Source organism: Pseudomonas sp. HMSC063H08 (assembly GCF_001813645.1).
In the GTDB taxonomy this organism is placed as follows: domain Bacteria; phylum Pseudomonadota; class Gammaproteobacteria; order Pseudomonadales; family Pseudomonadaceae; genus Pseudomonas; species Pseudomonas aeruginosa.
In genome coordinates, this window is the sequence record NZ_KV813417.1 from 203,768 (window position 1) to 220,002 (window position 16,235).

The following is a 16,235-nucleotide window of genomic DNA, read 5'->3' on the forward strand; positions in this document are numbered from 1 at the left end:
CCAGGTCGGGAAGTTTCCCGACCTTGGTTGGATGGGGCATCAGATGCCGGCGAAACGGCTGATGTTCGAGAGATTCTTGTTCGGCTTCGGGTTCTTCCGATAGACCAGCGCCATCTTGCCGATGCTTTGCACCAGGTCGCTGCGCGACTGCGCGCAGAGTTCGTCGAGCAGGGCGCGGCGATCGTCGCGCTCGGCCAGCGCCAGTTTCACCTTGATCAGTTCGTGATCGTTGAGTGCGCGCTCGAGTTCGGCGAGAACGCCTTCGGTCAAGCCGTTCTCGGCTACGATCAATACCGGTTTCAGGTGGTGACCGATAGATTTGAACTGTTTCTTCTGCTCTTGAGTGAGCGCCATAATCAGACCCCTGGGAAAAAGTCGTCTATTTTACCCCAGTTTTAGTCCAAGTGATGCTGCCCCCGCCGACCGGGGGTGCCCGAAGAGGTATTCCGTGGCCCGCTCCAAAACCAGCCAGCGTTGGCTGAAAGAACATTTCGACGATCCCTACGTGAAGATGGCCCAGCGCGATGGCTATCGCTCGCGCGCCAGCTACAAGCTGCTGGAGATCCAGGAGAAGGACCGCATCCTGCGTCCGGGCATGACCGTGGTCGACCTGGGCGCCGCGCCGGGCGGGTGGTCGCAGGTCACCAGCCGGGTGATCGGCGACCGTGGTCGGCTGATCGCTTCGGACATCCTCGAGATGGACAGCATCCCCGACGTCACCTTCATCCAGGGCGACTTCACCGAGGACGCGGTGTTCGCGCGGATCCTCGAGGCGATCGGCGATCATCCGGTAGACCTTGTGATTTCCGATATGGCCCCCAATATGAGTGGAGTGCGGGCCGCCGACCAGCCGCGCGCCATGTATCTCTGCGAACTGGCGCTGGACCTGGCCGGCCGTGTGCTGCGACCGGGCGGCGATTTCCTGATCAAGATCTTCCAGGGCGAAGGTTTCGACCAGTACCACAAGCAGGCCCGGGAAATGTTCGACAAGGTACAGATGCGCAAGCCCCTGTCGTCGCGTGATCGTTCGCGGGAACAGTATCTGCTCGCACGCGGCTTTCGCGGGGAATAGACTGGAATGATTGACCCTATAGCCTGTCTATTGGTCGATGACCTGTTGTGCCGGGACGGGCGAGGGTTCATAAAGGGTTACAGACAACGCCTGCGTGCGCGGGCGCTTGTGTAGTACTTTTGGCCGGAAGGAGTCTGGCCGTCGTGTGAAGCGGTTTCCAGGACGGAGCCGGCTTCAGAGGGTAGTCAATTGAACGACATGGCAAAGAATCTGATTCTGTGGCTGATCATCGCGGCGGTACTGGTGACCGTGATGAACAATTTCTCGAGCCCGAGCGAGCCACAGACGCTGAACTACTCGGACTTCATCCAGCAGGTCAAGGATGGCAAGGTCGAGCGAGTGACCGTGGATGGCTATGTCATCACCGGCAAGCGTAGCGACGGCGATACCTTCAAGACCATCCGCCCGGCGATCCAGGACAACGGCCTGATCGGCGACTTGGTCAACAACAACGTCGTGGTCGAGGGCAAGCAGCCCGAACAGCAGAGCATCTGGACCCAGTTGCTGGTCGCCAGCTTCCCGATCCTGGTGATCATCGCCGTGTTCATGTTCTTCATGCGCCAGATGCAGGGCGGCGGCGGCGGTCGCGGCGGCCCGATGAGCTTCGGCAAGAGCAAGGCGCGCCTGCTGTCCGAGGACCAGGTCAAGACCACCTTCGCTGACGTCGCCGGCTGCGACGAGGCCAAGGAGGAGGTCAGCGAGCTGGTCGAGTTCCTTCGCGATCCGGGCAAGTTCCAGCGCCTGGGCGGCCGTATCCCGCGTGGCGTGCTGATGGTCGGCCCGCCCGGCACCGGCAAGACCCTGCTGGCCAAGGCCATCGCCGGCGAAGCCAAGGTGCCGTTCTTCACCATTTCCGGTTCCGACTTCGTCGAGATGTTCGTCGGCGTGGGCGCTTCCCGTGTCCGCGACATGTTCGACCAGGCCAAGAAGCACGCGCCGTGCATCATCTTCATCGACGAGATCGACGCCGTCGGCCGCCATCGCGGCGCCGGCCTGGGCGGCGGTCACGACGAGCGCGAGCAGACCCTCAACCAGTTGCTGGTGGAGATGGATGGCTTCGAGATGAACGATGGCATCATCGTCATCGCTGCCACCAACCGTCCGGACGTTCTGGACCCGGCGCTGCTGCGTCCGGGCCGCTTCGACCGCCAGGTGGTGGTCGGCTTACCGGATATCCGCGGGCGCGAACAGATCCTCAAGGTGCACATGCGCAAGGTGCCGCTGGGCGACCATGTCGATCCTGCCGTCATCGCCCGCGGTACGCCCGGTTTCTCCGGCGCCGACCTGGCCAACCTGGTCAACGAGGCCTCGCTGTTCGCCGCGCGCTCCAACAAGCGCATCGTCGACATGCGCGAGTTCGAGCTGGCCAAGGACAAGATCATGATGGGCGCCGAGCGCAAGACCATGGTCATGTCCGAGAAGGAGAAGCGCAACACCGCCTACCACGAGGCCGGCCACGCCATCGTCGGTCGCCTGGTGCCGGAGCATGACCCGGTCTACAAGGTGTCCATCATTCCGCGCGGACGTGCCCTGGGCGTGACCATGTTCCTCCCCGAGGAAGATCGCTACAGCCTGTCCAAGCGCGCGCTGGAAAGCCAGATCTGCTCGCTGTTCGGCGGCCGTATCGCGGAAGAGATGACCCTCGGCTTCGAAGGCGTCACCACTGGCGCTTCCAACGACATCATGCGTGCTACCCAGTTGGCGCGGAACATGGTGACCAAGTGGGGTCTGTCCGAGAAGCTCGGCCCGCTGATGTACGCGGAGGAGGAGGGCGAGGTGTTCCTCGGCCGTAGCGCCGGCAGCCAGCACGCCAATGTGTCGGGCGAGACCGCCAAGATGATCGACCAGGAAGTCCGGCGCATCATCGACGACTGCTACGGTACCGCCAAGCGACTGCTCGACGAGAACCGCGACAAGCTGGAGATGATGGCCGACGCACTGATGAAGTACGAGACCATCGACTCCGACCAGATCGACGACATCATGGCCGGTCGCGTGCCGCGCGAGCCGCGTGACTGGCAGGGTGGTTCGGGTACCGGCACCCCGCCGGCCAACCTGGAAGAGTCGGGCCGCCGCGAGAACACCCCTCCCATCGGTGGGCCGGCCGGCGAGCACTGAGAGCCCTGAATGAGCAATCCGCAATACCCGACCCGACTGCCTTGCGGCAGTCGGGTTCTTGATTTGGCCCGCCCACATGTCATGGGCATCCTCAATGTCACCCCCGATTCCTTTTCCGACGGCGGCCGTTACGACCGGCTGGACGATGCCCTGCGGCATGCCGAGCGCATGGTGCTGGAAGGCGCAACGCTCATCGACGTCGGCGGCGAGTCGACCCGTCCCGGTGCGCGCAGCGTTTCTCCGACGGAGGAGCTGGAGCGGGTCGCTCCGGTAGTCGAACGCATCGCCCGCGAACTGGACGTCGTGATTTCGGTGGATACCTCCACGCCTGCGGTCATGCGCGAAACTGCGCGTCTCGGAGCGGGTCTGATCAACGACGTCCGTTCGCTGCAGCGCGACGGTGCGCTGGATGCTGCGGTGGATAGCGGCCTGGCGGTCTGTCTCATGCACATGCGCGGAGAACCGCAGACCATGCAGGATGCGCCTGCCTACCAGGATGTGGTGGCGGAAGTCGGCGCGTTCCTGCAGGAGCGTGTGGATGCCTGCGTGGCGGCCGGAATCGACCGCGAGCGGCTGTTACTGGATCCGGGTTTCGGTTTTGCCAAGACACTGGAGCACAACCTGGTGCTGTTCAGGCATCTGCAGGCGCTCCATGGCCTGGGCCTGCCGTTGTTGGTCGGCGTTTCGCGCAAGAGCATGATCGGCAAGGTACTGGGGCGGGAGGTGGACGAACGCCTCTACGGCAGTCTCGCGCTGGCGGCCCTGGCGCTGGCCAAGGGCGCACGGATAATTCGAGTGCATGACGTGGCGGCGACCGTCGACGTGATGCGAATGATCTCCGCCGTTGAAATGGCGGATTGAGCACGGAAGACAAAAGATGAGCAGAAAATACTTCGGGACTGACGGTATCCGTGGTCGTGTTGGCGAGTTTCCGATTACTCCGGACTTCGTTCTCAAGCTGGGCTGGGCGGTGGGCATGGCCTTCCGCCGGCAGGGCAACTGCCGGGTCCTGATCGGCAAGGACACGCGCAGCTCGGGTTACATGTTCGAGTCGGCCTTCGAGGCCGGGCTCTCCGCTTCCGGCGCCGATACCCTGTTGCTGGGACCGATGCCTACCCCCGGCATCGCCTACCTGACGCGGACTTTCCACGCCGAGGCCGGGGTGGTGATCAGCGCTTCGCACAATCCCCACGACGACAACGGCATCAAGTTCTTCTCCGGGCAGGGGACCAAGCTGCCGGACGACGTCGAGCTGATGATCGAGGAACTGCTCGATGCGCCGATGACCGTGGTGGAGTCCGCCCGTCTCGGCAAGGTTTCGCGGATCAATGACGCGGCGGGGCGCTACATCGAATTCTGCAAGAGCAGCGTGCCGACCAGCACCGACTTCAACGGTCTCAAGGTCGTGCTCGACTGCGCCAACGGCGCTACCTACAAGATCGCTCCCAGCGTCTTCCGGGAACTGGGCGCGGAAGTGACGGTGCTGGCGGCCAGCCCGAATGGCCTGAACATCAACGACAAGTGCGGCTCCACTCACCTGGATGGCCTGCAGGCTGCGGTGGTCGAGCACCATGCCGACCTCGGCATCGCCTTCGACGGCGACGGCGACCGGGTGATGATGGTCGACCATACCGGTGCGGTCGTGGATGGCGACGAACTGCTTTTCCTCATCGCGCGCGACCTGCAGGAAAGCGGGCGGCTGCAAGGTGGTGTGGTCGGCACCCTGATGAGCAACCTCGGCCTGGAGCTGGCTTTGCAGGAACTGCATATCCCGTTCGTGCGGGCGAAGGTCGGCGATCGCTATGTGATGGCCGAACTGCTGGCTCGGAACTGGATGCTGGGAGGGGAGAATTCGGGGCATATCGTCTGCTGCCAGAACACCACGACGGGCGATGCCATCATCGCGGCGCTACAGGTGCTGATGGCGCTCAAGCATCGCGGCCAGACCCTGGCCGAGGCGCGCCAGGGGATTCGCAAGTGCCCCCAAGTGCTGATCAATGTGCGCTTCAAGGGCGAAAACGATCCGCTCGAGCACCCCTCGGTGAAGGAGGCCAGCGTCCGCGTCACCGAGCAAATGGGCGGGCGCGGTCGTGTCCTGCTGCGCAAATCCGGCACGGAGCCGTTGGTCCGGGTGATGGTCGAGGGCGACGAGGAAGCTAGCGTTCGTGCCCACGCCGAACAGCTGGCAAAAATTGTTTCTGAGGTATGTGCTTGATTTTGCTTGCCAGTCTGGAAACTGTTGAGTAACATCTGCGCCCACTTTGCCCCGCGAGGTACAGCATGCGTCGACCCTTGGTGGCCGGTAACTGGAAAATGCACGGTACGCATTCCAGTGTGGCCGAGTTGATCAAAGGCTTGCGTCAGCTGGCGTTGCCGAGCGGAGTCGATGTAGCTGTGATGCCGCCTTGCTTGTTCATCAGCCAGGTCATCCAGGGCCTGGCCGGCAAGGCGATCGATGTAGGTGCGCAGAACAGCGCCGTCGAGCCGATGCAAGGCGCGCTGACCGGTGAGACTGCTCCCAGTCAGTTGGCGGATGTCGGTTGTAGCATGGTCCTTGTGGGCCACTCGGAGCGTCGCCTGATTCTCGGCGAGAGTGACGAGGTTGTGAGTCGCAAGTTTGCCGCGGCTCAGTCGTGCGGCCTGGTGCCGGTGCTGTGTGTCGGGGAGACCCGGGCGGAGCGCGAGGCGGGCAAGACGCTGGAGGTTGTCGCAAGGCAGCTGGGAAGCGTGATCGACGAGTTGGGTGTTGGAGCTTTTGCTCGCGCAGTCGTGGCTTACGAGCCGGTCTGGGCGATCGGGACCGGGTTGACCGCGTCCCCCGCGCAAGCCCAGGAAGTGCACGCGGCGATCCGCGCGCAACTGGCAGCGGAAAATGCCGAGGTCGCAAAAGGTGTGCGACTCCTTTACGGCGGCAGTGTAAAGGCGGCAAGTGCAGCCGAGTTGTTCGGCATGCCGGATATCGATGGGGGGCTGGTAGGTGGAGCCTCCCTCAATGCGGATGAGTTCGGCGCGATCTGTCGTGCCGCGGGAAGCTGAAGATGCTGGAAAAGGTCGTAATTGTCGTGCATCTGCTGATGGCATTGGGTCTTGTTGGTCTGATCCTCGTTCAGCATGGCAAGGGTGCGGATGCAGGGGCTTCTTTCGGTGCAGGTGCTTCGGCAACTGTTTTCGGAAGCCAAGGTTCCGCTACCTTTTTGAGTCGGATTACTGGTATACTGGCAGCGGTTTTTTTCTTGACCAGCCTTGGCTTAGCGTACTTCGCTAAAGAAAAGTCTGATGCTCTGCAACACATCGGGCTGCCGGATCCGGCAGTTCTGGAGCAGAAGCAAGAGAAAGCACCGGCCGCTGACGATGTGCCGGTTCTTCAGGAGCAGTCCAAGCCTGCGGGAAGTGCAGGCGATGTACCGGCGGCTCCTGAACAGAAGTAAGAGAAAGGTTTCTGCCGAGGTGGTGGAATTGGTAGACACGCTACCTTGAGGTGGTAGTGGCCATAGGCTGTAGGGGTTCGAGTCCCCTCCTCGGTACCATATAAGCAAGCCCCGTCCTGCGGGGTTTGTCTCCGCAAGGTTCGGTTGACCCACCAGGGTGTCGGTCGTATAATCTTGCACCAGCTTTGACGCGGGGTGGAGCAGTCTGGTAGCTCGTCGGGCTCATAACCCGAAGGTCGTTGGTTCAAATCCAGCCCCCGCAACCAGTTTTTCAGGGCCCCTTTTTAGGGGCTTTTTGTTAGCTGGACAGTCCATGCCACGGTTCCGAGTGGCAATTTAGGGATGGGCGTTTCGCCCATTTTTTGTTTCTACGACATACGCGAGGCGATCAGGTGTCGAGCAAGCTAGAACAGTTGCAGGCCTTGCTGGCCCCTGTGGTCGAGGCGCTCGGCTATGAGTGCTGGGGCGTCGAGTTCATTTCCCAGGGTCGTCATTCGGTGTTGCGCGTCTATATCGACCGCCCCGAAGGCATCCTCATCGATGACTGTGAAGCCGTCAGTCGGCAGGTCAGCGGTATTCTCGACGTCGAAGACCCGATCAGCGGCGAGTACACCCTGGAGGTGTCCTCTCCGGGCATGGATCGGCCGCTGTTCACCCTCGAACAGTTCGCCAAGCATGCCGGCGAGCAAGTGAAGATCAGGCTGCGTTCGCCCTATGAGGGGCGGCGTAACTACCAAGGCATTCTCCGTGGTGTGGAGGAGCAGGATGTGGTGGTCCTGGTGGACGATCACGAGTACCTGCTGCCGATCGATTCGATCGACAAGGCCAACATCATTCCCCGTTTTGATTGAGACGCGAATCCGCGGATCCAATGGATTGAAAGGCGAGGCGTACAATGAGCAAAGAAGTACTGCTGGTTGTTGAGTCGGTATCCAACGAAAAGGGCGTACCGGCCGGCGTGATTTTCGAGGCGCTGGAGCTGGCTCTGGCGACCGCCACCAAGAAACGTTTCGAGGACGAGGTCGACCTGCGCGTCGAGATCAATCGTCATAACGGCAGCTACGAGACTTTCCGTCGTTGGCACGTCGTCGCCGACGAGGACTACCAGGACCCCGCCACCGAGATCACCGTCGAGGACGTCCAGGAGCAGAAGCCGGGCGCGAAGGTCGGCGAGGTCATCGAAGAAAAGATCGAATCCATCGAGTTCGGCCGCATCGCTGCGCAGACTGCCAAGCAGGTCATCGTGCAAAAGGTCCGCGAGGCCGAGCGCGCCCAGGTGGTCGATGCCTACCGCGAGAAGGTCGGCGAGATCATTTCCGGTACCGTGAAGAAGGTCACCCGCGACAACGTCATCGTCGATCTCGGCAACAACGCCGAGGCGCTGCTGGCCCGCGACCAGATCATTCCGCGCGAGACCTTCCGCGTTGGCACCCGCGTGCGCGCCCTGCTGAAGGAGATCCGTACCGAGAACCGCGGTCCTCAGCTGGTCCTGTCGCGTACCGCGCCGGAAATGCTGATCGAGCTGTTCCGCATCGAAGTACCGGAAATCGCCGAGCAGTTGATCGACGTGATGGCCGCCGCCCGTGACCCGGGCTCGCGCGCCAAGATCGCCGTTCGTTCCAAGGACAAGCGCATCGACCCGCAGGGCGCCTGCATCGGCATGCGCGGTTCGCGCGTCCAGGCGGTATCCGGCGAGATCGGTGGAGAACGGGTGGACATCGTCCTGTGGGACGACAACCCGGCGCAATTCGTGATCAACGCCATGGCTCCGGCCGAGGTGGCGGCGATCATCGTCGACGAGGATACCCATACCATGGATATCGCCGTCGCCGAGGACAATCTGGCGCAGGCTATCGGCCGCAGTGGCCAGAACGTCCGTCTGGCCAGCCAGTTGACCGGCTGGACCCTGAATGTGATGACCGAGGCGGATATCCAGGCCAAGCAACAGGCCGAGACCGGGGATATCCTGCAGCGCTTCGTCGACGAGCTGGATGTCGACGAGGAACTGGCCCAGGTACTGGTGGAAGAGGGCTTCACGACTCTTGAGGAAATCGCCTACGTACCGATGGAAGAGATGCTCAGCATCGATGGCTTCGACGAAGACATCGTCAACGAGCTGCGCTCCCGTGCCAAGGATCGCCTGCTGACCAAGGCCATTGCGACCGAAGAGAAGCTCGCCGACGCACAACCGGCAGAAGACCTGCTCAGCCTCGATGGCATGAGCAAGGAGCTGGCCCTGGACCTGGCGCTGCGTGGCGTAACCACCCGTGAAGATCTGGCCGAGCAATCGATCGACGATCTGCTCGACATCGACGGCATGGACGAAGAGCGTGCCGGCAAGTTGATCATGGCCGCCCGGGCCCATTGGTTCGAGTAAGCAGTCGCGGCCTGAGGAGAGAAGTGCATGACGCAAGTCACGGTGAAAGAACTGGCCCAGGTGGTCGACACACCGGTGGAGCGCCTGCTGCTGCAGATGCGTGACGCAGGTCTGCCGCACACCAGTGCCGAACAAGTTGTAACGGATAGCGAGAAACAAGCCCTGCTGACCCACCTGAAAGGCAGCCATGGCGATCGCGCCAGCGAGCCGCGCAAGATCACCCTGCAACGCAAGACCGCTACCACGCTGAAAGTGGGTGGCAGCAAGACGGTGAGCGTCGAAGTTCGTAAGAAGAAAACCTATGTCAAGCGCAGCCCCGACGAGATCGAGGCCGAGCGCCAGCGCGAACTCGAGGAGCAGCGCGCGGCGGAAGAGGCGGAGCGTCTGAAGGCCGAAGAGGCCGCTGCCCGCCAGCGTGCCGAAGAGGAAGCGCGCAAGGCCGAGGAAGCTGCGCGTGCCAAGGCTGCCCAGGAAGCAGCGGCTACTGCCGGTGCCGAGCCTGCCGTGGTGGCGGATGTCGCGGTTGCCGAACCGGTGGCCAAGCCTGCCGCCGTGGAAGAACGCAAGAAGGAAGAGCCGCGCCGCGCGCCCAAGCGTGACGAGGACGATGACCGCCGCGACCGCAAGCACACCCAGCACCGTCCCTCGGTCAAGGAGAAGGAAAAGGTTCCTGCTCCGCGCGTGGCTCCACGCAGCACCGACGAGGAAAGCGATGGTTACCGTCGCGGCGGTCGTGGTGGCAAGTCGAAGCTGAAGAAGCGCAACCAGCACGGGTTCCAGAACCCGACAGGACCGATCGTGCGTGAAGTGAACATCGGTGAGACCATCACCGTAGCCGAGTTGGCCGCCCAGATGTCGGTCAAGGGCGCCGAAGTCGTCAAGTTCATGTTCAAGATGGGCTCCCCGGTGACCATCAACCAGGTCCTGGACCAGGAGACCGCCCAACTGGTCGCCGAAGAGCTGGGCCACAAGGTCAAGCTGGTCAGCGAGAACGCGCTGGAAGAACAACTGGCCGAGTCCCTGAAGTTCGAAGGCGAGGCGGTCACCCGCGCGCCGGTCGTCACCGTCATGGGCCACGTCGACCACGGCAAGACCTCGCTGCTCGACTACATCCGTCGCGCCAAGGTCGCCGCGGGCGAGGCCGGTGGCATCACCCAGCATATCGGTGCCTACCACGTCGAAACCGAGCGTGGCATGGTGACCTTCCTGGATACCCCCGGCCACGCCGCGTTCACCGCGATGCGTGCCCGTGGCGCCCAGGCGACCGACATCGTGATCCTGGTGGTCGCGGCCGACGACGGCGTCATGCCGCAGACCCAGGAAGCCGTGCAGCACGCGAAAGCGGCGGGCGTGCCGATCGTGGTCGCGGTGAACAAGATCGACAAGCCCGAGGCCAACCCGGACAACATCAAGAACGGCCTGGCCGCTCTCGACGTGATCCCGGAAGAGTGGGGCGGCGACGCTCCCTTCGTCCCGGTTTCGGCGAAGCTCGGTACTGGCGTCGATGAACTGCTCGAAGCGGTCCTGCTGCAGGCGGAAGTGCTCGAACTGAAAGCCACTCCGTCGGCCCCGGGCCGTGGCGTGGTAGTCGAGTCGCGCCTGGACAAGGGACGCGGCCCGGTGGCCACCGTGCTGGTCCAGGACGGTACCCTGCGCCAGGGCGACATGGTGCTGGTCGGCATCAACTACGGTCGTGTCCGCGCCATGCTCGACGAGAACGGCAAGCCGATCAAGGAAGCCGGCCCGTCGATCCCGGTCGAGATCCTCGGCCTGGACGGTACGCCGGATGCCGGTGACGAGATGACCGTGGTCGCCGACGAGAAGAAGGCCCGCGAAGTCGCCCTGTTCCGTCAAGGCAAGTTCCGTGAGGTGAAACTGGCGCGTGCCCATGCCGGCAAGCTGGAAAACATCTTCGAGAACATGGGCCAGGAAGAGAAGAAGACCCTGAACATCGTCCTCAAGGCCGATGTGCGCGGTTCGCTCGAGGCTCTGCAAGGCTCGCTCAGCGGCCTGGGCAACGACGAAGTGCAGGTCCGCGTGGTCGGTGGTGGCGTCGGTGGCATCACCGAGTCCGACGCCAACCTGGCGCTGGCTTCCAACGCGGTGCTGTTCGGCTTCAACGTGCGTGCCGACGCCGGCGCGCGCAAGATCGTCGAAGCCGAAGGTCTGGATATGCGTTACTACAACGTGATCTACGACATCATCGAGGACGTCAAGAAGGCCCTGACCGGCATGCTCGGCAGCGATCTGCGGGAGAACATCCTGGGCATCGCCGAGGTACGCGACGTGTTCCGCTCGCCGAAGTTCGGCGCGATCGCCGGCTGCATGGTCACCGAGGGCATGGTGCACCGCAACCGTCCGATTCGCGTACTGCGCGACGACGTGGTCATCTTCGAAGGCGAGTTGGAGTCTCTCCGTCGCTTCAAGGACGACGTCGCCGAAGTGCGTGCCGGCATGGAGTGCGGCATCGGCGTGAAGAGCTACAACGACGTCAAGGTCGGCGACAAGATCGAAGTGTTCGAGAAGGTCGAAGTCGCACGCAGCCTTTGATGGCGAGTGCGTAACCACAGCGCCCGGGCCGGCTTCCAGCTGTCCCGGGCGTTTGTCGCTTTTTTTTCCAGTGGCCGGGTGTCGCTGGAGGCAGGTTGAAAAATGGCAAAAGACTACAGCCGTACCCAGCGTATCGGCGATCAGATGCAACGCGAACTGGCTCAACTGATCCAGCGCGAGATCAAGGACCCGCGCCTGGGCCTGGTCACCATCACCGGTGTCGAGGTCAGCCGCGATGTGGCGCACGCCAAGGTGTTCATCACCGTCATGGGCCAGGACGATGCCGGCAAGATCGCCCTGAACATGGAAATCCTCAACGATGCCGCCGGCTACCTGCGCATGTTGCTGGGCAAGTCGATGAAGCTGCGCAGCGTGCCGCAACTGCATTTCCACTACGACGAAAGCATCCGCCGCGGCGCCGAGCTGTCCGCGCTGATCGAACGTGCGGTGGCCGAAGACGGCCGCCGCCACGGCGACGAGACCGAGGACTGAGCGTGGCCCAGGTGAAGCGTATCCGCCGCTCCATCAGCGGCATCCTGGTGCTCGACAAGCCTCGCGGCATGAGTTCCAACCAGGCACTGCAGAAAGTCCGCTGGCTGCTCAATGCCGAGAAGGCCGGCCACACCGGCAGCCTCGACCCGCTGGCCACCGGGGTGCTGCCGCTGTGCTTCGGCGAGGCGACCAAGTTCTCCCAGTATCTTCTCGATGCCGACAAGGGTTACGAGACGGTGATGCGCATGGGCATCACCACCACCACCGGCGACGCCGAGGGCGAACTGCTCGCCGAGCGGGACGTGACCGTCGGTCGGGACGATCTCGAACAGGCCCTGCCGCGCTTCCGTGGCGACATAGAGCAGGTGCCGCCGATGTACTCGGCGCTGAAGAAAGACGGACAGCCGCTGTACAAGCTCGCCCGTGCAGGAGAGGTAGTGGAGCGCGAGGCGCGTTCTGTTACTATTACGCGCCTGGATTTGCTCTCCTTCGAGCCGCCCTGTGCGACCCTGGCCGTTTCCTGCAGCAAAGGCACCTACGTGCGTACGCTGGTGGAAGATCTTGGCCAGGTCCTGGGCTGCGGCGCGCACGTCGCGGCACTGCGGCGGACCCAGGCCGGGCCGTTCGCCCTGGCCCAGGCGATCACCCTCGAGACGCTCGAACGCGTGCATGCCGAAGGTGGTCCGGAAGCGCTGGACCAATTCCTGATGCCGGAAGACAGCGGCCTGTTGCATTGGCCGGTGTTGCAGTTGTCCGAGCACAGTGCGTACTACTGGCTGCACGGGCAGCCGGTGCGGGCCCCGGAAGCGCCGAAGTTCGGCTGGTTGCGGGTGCAGGATCAGACAGGTCGTTTCATCGGTATCGGTGAAGTGACCGACGACGGGCGTATCGCCCCGCGTCGACTGATTCGGTCATAAGACCGATACGAGGGTGGCTGTCAGCAGGCACGGTCATTCCTCCTTTTAAAACACGGGAAGCGATTCCCGGCCTGTTCACTCAGAGGAAGCCCATCATGGCACTGAGCGTTGAAGAAAAAGCGCAGATCGTTAACGAATACAAGCAAGCTGAAGGCGACACCGGTTCCCCGGAAGTGCAGGTAGCCCTGCTGTCCGCCAACATCAACAAGCTGCAGGATCACTTCAAGGCCAACGGCAAGGATCACCATTCCCGCCGTGGTCTGATCCGTATGGTTAACCAGCGCCGTAAGCTGCTGGACTACCTGAAGGGCAAAGACGTGTCTCGCTACACTGCCCTGATCGGCCGTCTGGGTCTGCGTCGCTAAGCGACGCCGGTCGGCAGCTTGAAGCAAGGAGCTGGAAGTCTGGCGTCGATACCCGCACACGAGGCGGGTATCGGCGTCGGGCTTCCAGCTTCGCGCTTTCTAGGAATCGATTCGGGTCCGACTCCCGGCATTCCACCGATTTCCCCCAAGGCAACATAGAAGGTAAAGACACCGTGAACCCGGTAACCAAGCAATTCCAGTTCGGTCAGTCGACCGTCACTCTCGAGACCGGCCGTATCGCTCGCCAGGCCACCGGCGCCGTACTGGTCACCATGGACGACGTCAGCGTGCTGGTCACCGTGGTCGGCGCCAAGTCGCCGGCCGAAGGCCGCGACTTCTTCCCGCTGTCCGTGCACTACCAGGAAAAGACCTACGCCGCAGGCCGTATCCCCGGCGGTTTCTTCAAGCGTGAAGGACGTCCTTCCGAGAAGGAAACCCTGACCTCGCGCCTGATCGACCGTCCGATCCGTCCGCTGTTCCCCGAAGGTTTCATGAATGAAGTGCAGGTCGTCTGCACCGTCGTTTCCACCAACAAGAAGTCCGATCCGGACATCGCCGCGATGATCGGTACCTCCGCCGCCCTGGCGATCTCCGGCATTCCGTTCGCCGGCCCGATCGGCGCCGCCCGCGTCGGTTTCCATCCGGAAATCGGCTACATCCTCAACCCCACCTACGAGCAACTGCAGAGTTCCAGCCTCGACATGGTCGTGGCCGGTACCGAAGACGCCGTGCTGATGGTGGAGTCCGAGGCCGACGAACTGACCGAAGACCAGATGCTCGGTGCCGTGCTGTTCGCCCACGACGAGTTCCAGGCGGTGATCCGTGCCGTCAAGGAGCTGGCCGCCGAAGCTGGCAAGCCGGCCTGGGACTGGAAAGCCCCGGCGGAAAACACCGTGCTGGTCAACGCCATCAAGGCAGAGCTGGGCGAAGCGATCTCCCAGGCCTATACCATCACCATCAAGCAGGACCGCTACAACCGTCTGGGCGAGCTGCGCGACCAGGCCGTGGCCCTGTTCGCCGGCGAGGAAGAGGGCAAGTTCCCGGCTTCCGAGGTCAAGGACGTATTCGGCCTGCTGGAATACCGCACCGTTCGCGAGAACATCGTCAACGGCAAGCCGCGTATCGACGGTCGTGACACCCGTACCGTGCGTCCGCTGCGCATCGAAGTCGGCGTGCTCGGCAAGACCCACGGTTCCGCGCTGTTCACCCGTGGCGAAACCCAGGCCCTGGTCGTCGCGACCCTCGGCACCGCGCGCGATGCCCAGTTGCTGGATACCCTGGAAGGCGAGCGCAAGGACGCCTTCATGCTGCACTACAACTTCCCGCCCTTCTCGGTAGGCGAGTGCGGCCGCATGGGCAGCCCGGGTCGTCGTGAAATCGGCCATGGCCGTCTGGCCCGTCGTGGCGTCGCTGCCATGCTGCCGACCCAGGACGAGTTCCCCTACACCATTCGCGTGGTTTCCGAGATCACCGAGTCCAACGGTTCCAGCTCGATGGCCTCCGTGTGCGGCGCCTCCCTGGCGCTGATGGATGCCGGTGTGCCGGTCAAGGCGCCGGTCGCCGGTATCGCCATGGGCCTGGTCAAGGAAGGCGAGAAGTTCGCCGTCCTGACCGACATCCTCGGTGATGAAGACCACCTGGGCGACATGGACTTCAAGGTTGCCGGTACCGACAAGGGCGTCACCGCCCTGCAGATGGACATCAAGATCAACGGTATCACCGAAGAGATCATGGAGATCGCCCTGGGCCAGGCCCTGGAAGCTCGCCTGAACATCCTCGGCCAGATGAACCAGGTCATCGCCAAGCCGCGCGCCGAGCTGTCCGAGAACGCCCCGACCATGCTGCAGATGAAGATCGACTCGGACAAGATCCGCGACGTCATCGGCAAGGGCGGCGCGACCATCCGTGGTATCTGCGAAGAGACCAAGGCCTCGATCGACATCGAGGACGATGGCAGCGTGAAGATCTACGGCGAAACCAAGGAAGCCGCCGAGGCCGCCAAGCTGCGCGTCCTGGCGATCACCGCGGAAGCCGAGATCGGCAAGATCTACGTCGGCAAGGTGGAGCGCATCGTCGACTTCGGTGCCTTCGTCAACATCCTGCCGGGCAAGGACGGCCTGGTGCACATCTCGCAGATCAGCGACAAGCGCATCGACAAGGTCACCGACGTGCTGCAGGAAGGCCAGGAAGTGAAGGTCCTGGTGCTCGACGTGGACAACCGTGGCCGCATCAAGCTGTCGATCAAGGACGTGGCTGCCGCCGAAGCTTCCGGCGTGTAAGTCGAGTCGTGATCGATGAAAACAGGGCCCTCGGGCCCTGTTTTCGTTTCCGCGACACGCTTCTCGGCGAAGGGGGCGAATCCTTGCATTTTGCAAGCCCTGTCATCGCCAATTCGGCATTCTGCAACCGTCTCGCTTCCAGCCTGTTTTTTAACTTATTGTTTTTAAAGGATTTTATTTTAGAGGAAAACTGGCACAGCGCTTGCGATATCTACTATGCAACTGACGCCAGGAATGGCTGCAGTTTTTCGAAATCCATAGGAGAAACCGCAATGAAATTCAGCAAACTCGCTATTGCCGCTGCTACTGCCACTGCTCTGAGCTTCTCGATGGCCAATGCGTTCGCTGCCCAGCCCATCAGCCTGGCGGCCAACGACACTATGCAGAAAACCGAAGAAGCGGTTTCCGATACCTGGATCACCAGCAAGGTGAAATCCAGCCTGATCGCCAACAAGAATGTCAGTGGCGTCGATATCAAGGTCGAGACCAACAAAGGTGTGGTTTCCCTTTCCGGCAACGTGAAGAGCGATGCCGAGCGTGACCTGGCGATCGAGACCGCCAAGGGCATCAAGGGCGTGAAAGCCGTTTCCGCCGATGGCCTGAAATCGGTCGAGTAAGCGCCCGGGCCGAACGACCC

The 16,235-nt window shown here is 62.7% G+C and carries 15 protein-coding genes and 2 tRNA genes; 16 read left to right on the top strand and 1 reads right to left on the bottom strand.

Annotated features, from left to right (window positions below):
• Positions 1–39 precede the first annotated feature (39 nt).
• Positions 40–354: a ribosome assembly RNA-binding protein YhbY gene (gene yhbY / locus HMPREF2924_RS11590; RefSeq protein ID WP_003095204.1), complete on the bottom strand. Its 315-nt coding sequence runs from the start codon at positions 352–354 to the stop codon at positions 40–42.
• A 94-nt stretch (positions 355–448) separates the two neighbouring features.
• Between yhbY and rlmE the strand changes: the two genes are divergently transcribed.
• The 16 genes from rlmE to HMPREF2924_RS11670 all read left to right on the top strand — a co-directional run bounded on the left by rlmE (position 449) and on the right by HMPREF2924_RS11670 (position 16,215).
• Positions 449–1,072: a 23S rRNA (uridine(2552)-2'-O)-methyltransferase RlmE gene (gene rlmE / locus HMPREF2924_RS11595; RefSeq protein ID WP_003095202.1), complete on the top strand. Its 624-nt coding sequence runs from the start codon at positions 449–451 to the stop codon at positions 1,070–1,072.
• Between the two features lie 198 nt (positions 1,073–1,270).
• Positions 1,271–3,190, top strand: coding sequence for an ATP-dependent zinc metalloprotease FtsH (gene ftsH, locus HMPREF2924_RS11600; protein ID WP_003095200.1), 1,920 nt, complete (start codon positions 1,271–1,273; stop codon positions 3,188–3,190).
• A 9-nt stretch (positions 3,191–3,199) separates the two neighbouring features.
• A complete protein-coding gene (folP, locus tag HMPREF2924_RS11605) occupies positions 3,200–4,051 on the top strand; it encodes a dihydropteroate synthase (protein ID WP_003113907.1) in 852 nt (283 codons plus the stop codon).
• Between the two features lie 16 nt (positions 4,052–4,067).
• Entirely contained in the window at positions 4,068–5,405 is a 1,338-nt protein-coding gene (glmM, locus tag HMPREF2924_RS11610) for a phosphoglucosamine mutase (RefSeq protein WP_003095196.1), read from the top strand.
• A gap of 65 nt (positions 5,406–5,470) precedes the next feature.
• Positions 5,471–6,226, top strand: a complete 756-nt coding sequence (gene tpiA, locus HMPREF2924_RS11615) for a triose-phosphate isomerase (RefSeq protein WP_003100513.1) — start codon at positions 5,471–5,473, stop codon at positions 6,224–6,226.
• 2 nt (positions 6,227–6,228) lie between these two features.
• Entirely contained in the window at positions 6,229–6,618 is a 390-nt protein-coding gene (secG, locus tag HMPREF2924_RS11620) for a preprotein translocase subunit SecG (RefSeq protein ID WP_003135239.1), read from the top strand.
• Positions 6,619–6,631: 13 nt separating this feature from the next.
• Positions 6,632–6,717, top strand: a tRNA-Leu gene (locus HMPREF2924_RS11625).
• Between the two features lie 90 nt (positions 6,718–6,807).
• A tRNA-Met gene (locus tag HMPREF2924_RS11630) sits at positions 6,808–6,884 on the top strand.
• 126 nt (positions 6,885–7,010) lie between these two features.
• Positions 7,011–7,469: a ribosome maturation factor RimP gene (rimP, locus tag HMPREF2924_RS11635; RefSeq protein WP_003095193.1), complete on the top strand. Its 459-nt coding sequence runs from the start codon at positions 7,011–7,013 to the stop codon at positions 7,467–7,469.
• Between the two features lie 44 nt (positions 7,470–7,513).
• Complete coding sequence (gene nusA, locus HMPREF2924_RS11640) at positions 7,514–8,995, top strand: transcription termination factor NusA (protein WP_003095192.1); 1,482 nt, start codon at positions 7,514–7,516, stop codon at positions 8,993–8,995.
• A gap of 27 nt (positions 8,996–9,022) precedes the next feature.
• Positions 9,023–11,545 (top strand): translation initiation factor IF-2, encoded by a 2,523-nt coding sequence (gene infB, locus HMPREF2924_RS11645; protein ID WP_070700489.1) that lies wholly within the window; start codon positions 9,023–9,025, stop codon positions 11,543–11,545.
• Positions 11,546–11,647: 102 nt separating this feature from the next.
• Positions 11,648–12,037 (top strand): 30S ribosome-binding factor RbfA, encoded by a 390-nt coding sequence (gene rbfA / locus HMPREF2924_RS11650; protein WP_003095188.1) that lies wholly within the window; start codon positions 11,648–11,650, stop codon positions 12,035–12,037.
• A gap of 2 nt (positions 12,038–12,039) precedes the next feature.
• The gene (truB, locus tag HMPREF2924_RS11655; RefSeq protein ID WP_003135237.1) at positions 12,040–12,954 is read left to right on the top strand and encodes a tRNA pseudouridine(55) synthase TruB; all 915 of its coding nucleotides are present in this window, start codon (positions 12,040–12,042) and stop codon (positions 12,952–12,954) included.
• Positions 12,955–13,049: 95 nt separating this feature from the next.
• Positions 13,050–13,319 carry a 30S ribosomal protein S15 gene (rpsO, locus tag HMPREF2924_RS11660; protein WP_003095184.1) on the top strand — a complete coding sequence of 90 codons (270 nt, stop codon included), beginning with the start codon at positions 13,050–13,052 and terminating at the stop codon, positions 13,317–13,319.
• Positions 13,320–13,492: 173 nt separating this feature from the next.
• On the top strand, positions 13,493–15,598 hold the full coding sequence (gene pnp, locus HMPREF2924_RS11665) for a polyribonucleotide nucleotidyltransferase (RefSeq protein ID WP_003095181.1): 2,106 nt from the start codon (positions 13,493–13,495) through the stop codon (positions 15,596–15,598).
• 272 nt (positions 15,599–15,870) lie between these two features.
• Positions 15,871–16,215 carry a BON domain-containing protein gene (locus tag HMPREF2924_RS11670; protein ID WP_003095177.1) on the top strand — a complete coding sequence of 115 codons (345 nt, stop codon included), beginning with the start codon at positions 15,871–15,873 and terminating at the stop codon, positions 16,213–16,215.
• Positions 16,216–16,235 lie beyond the last annotated feature (20 nt).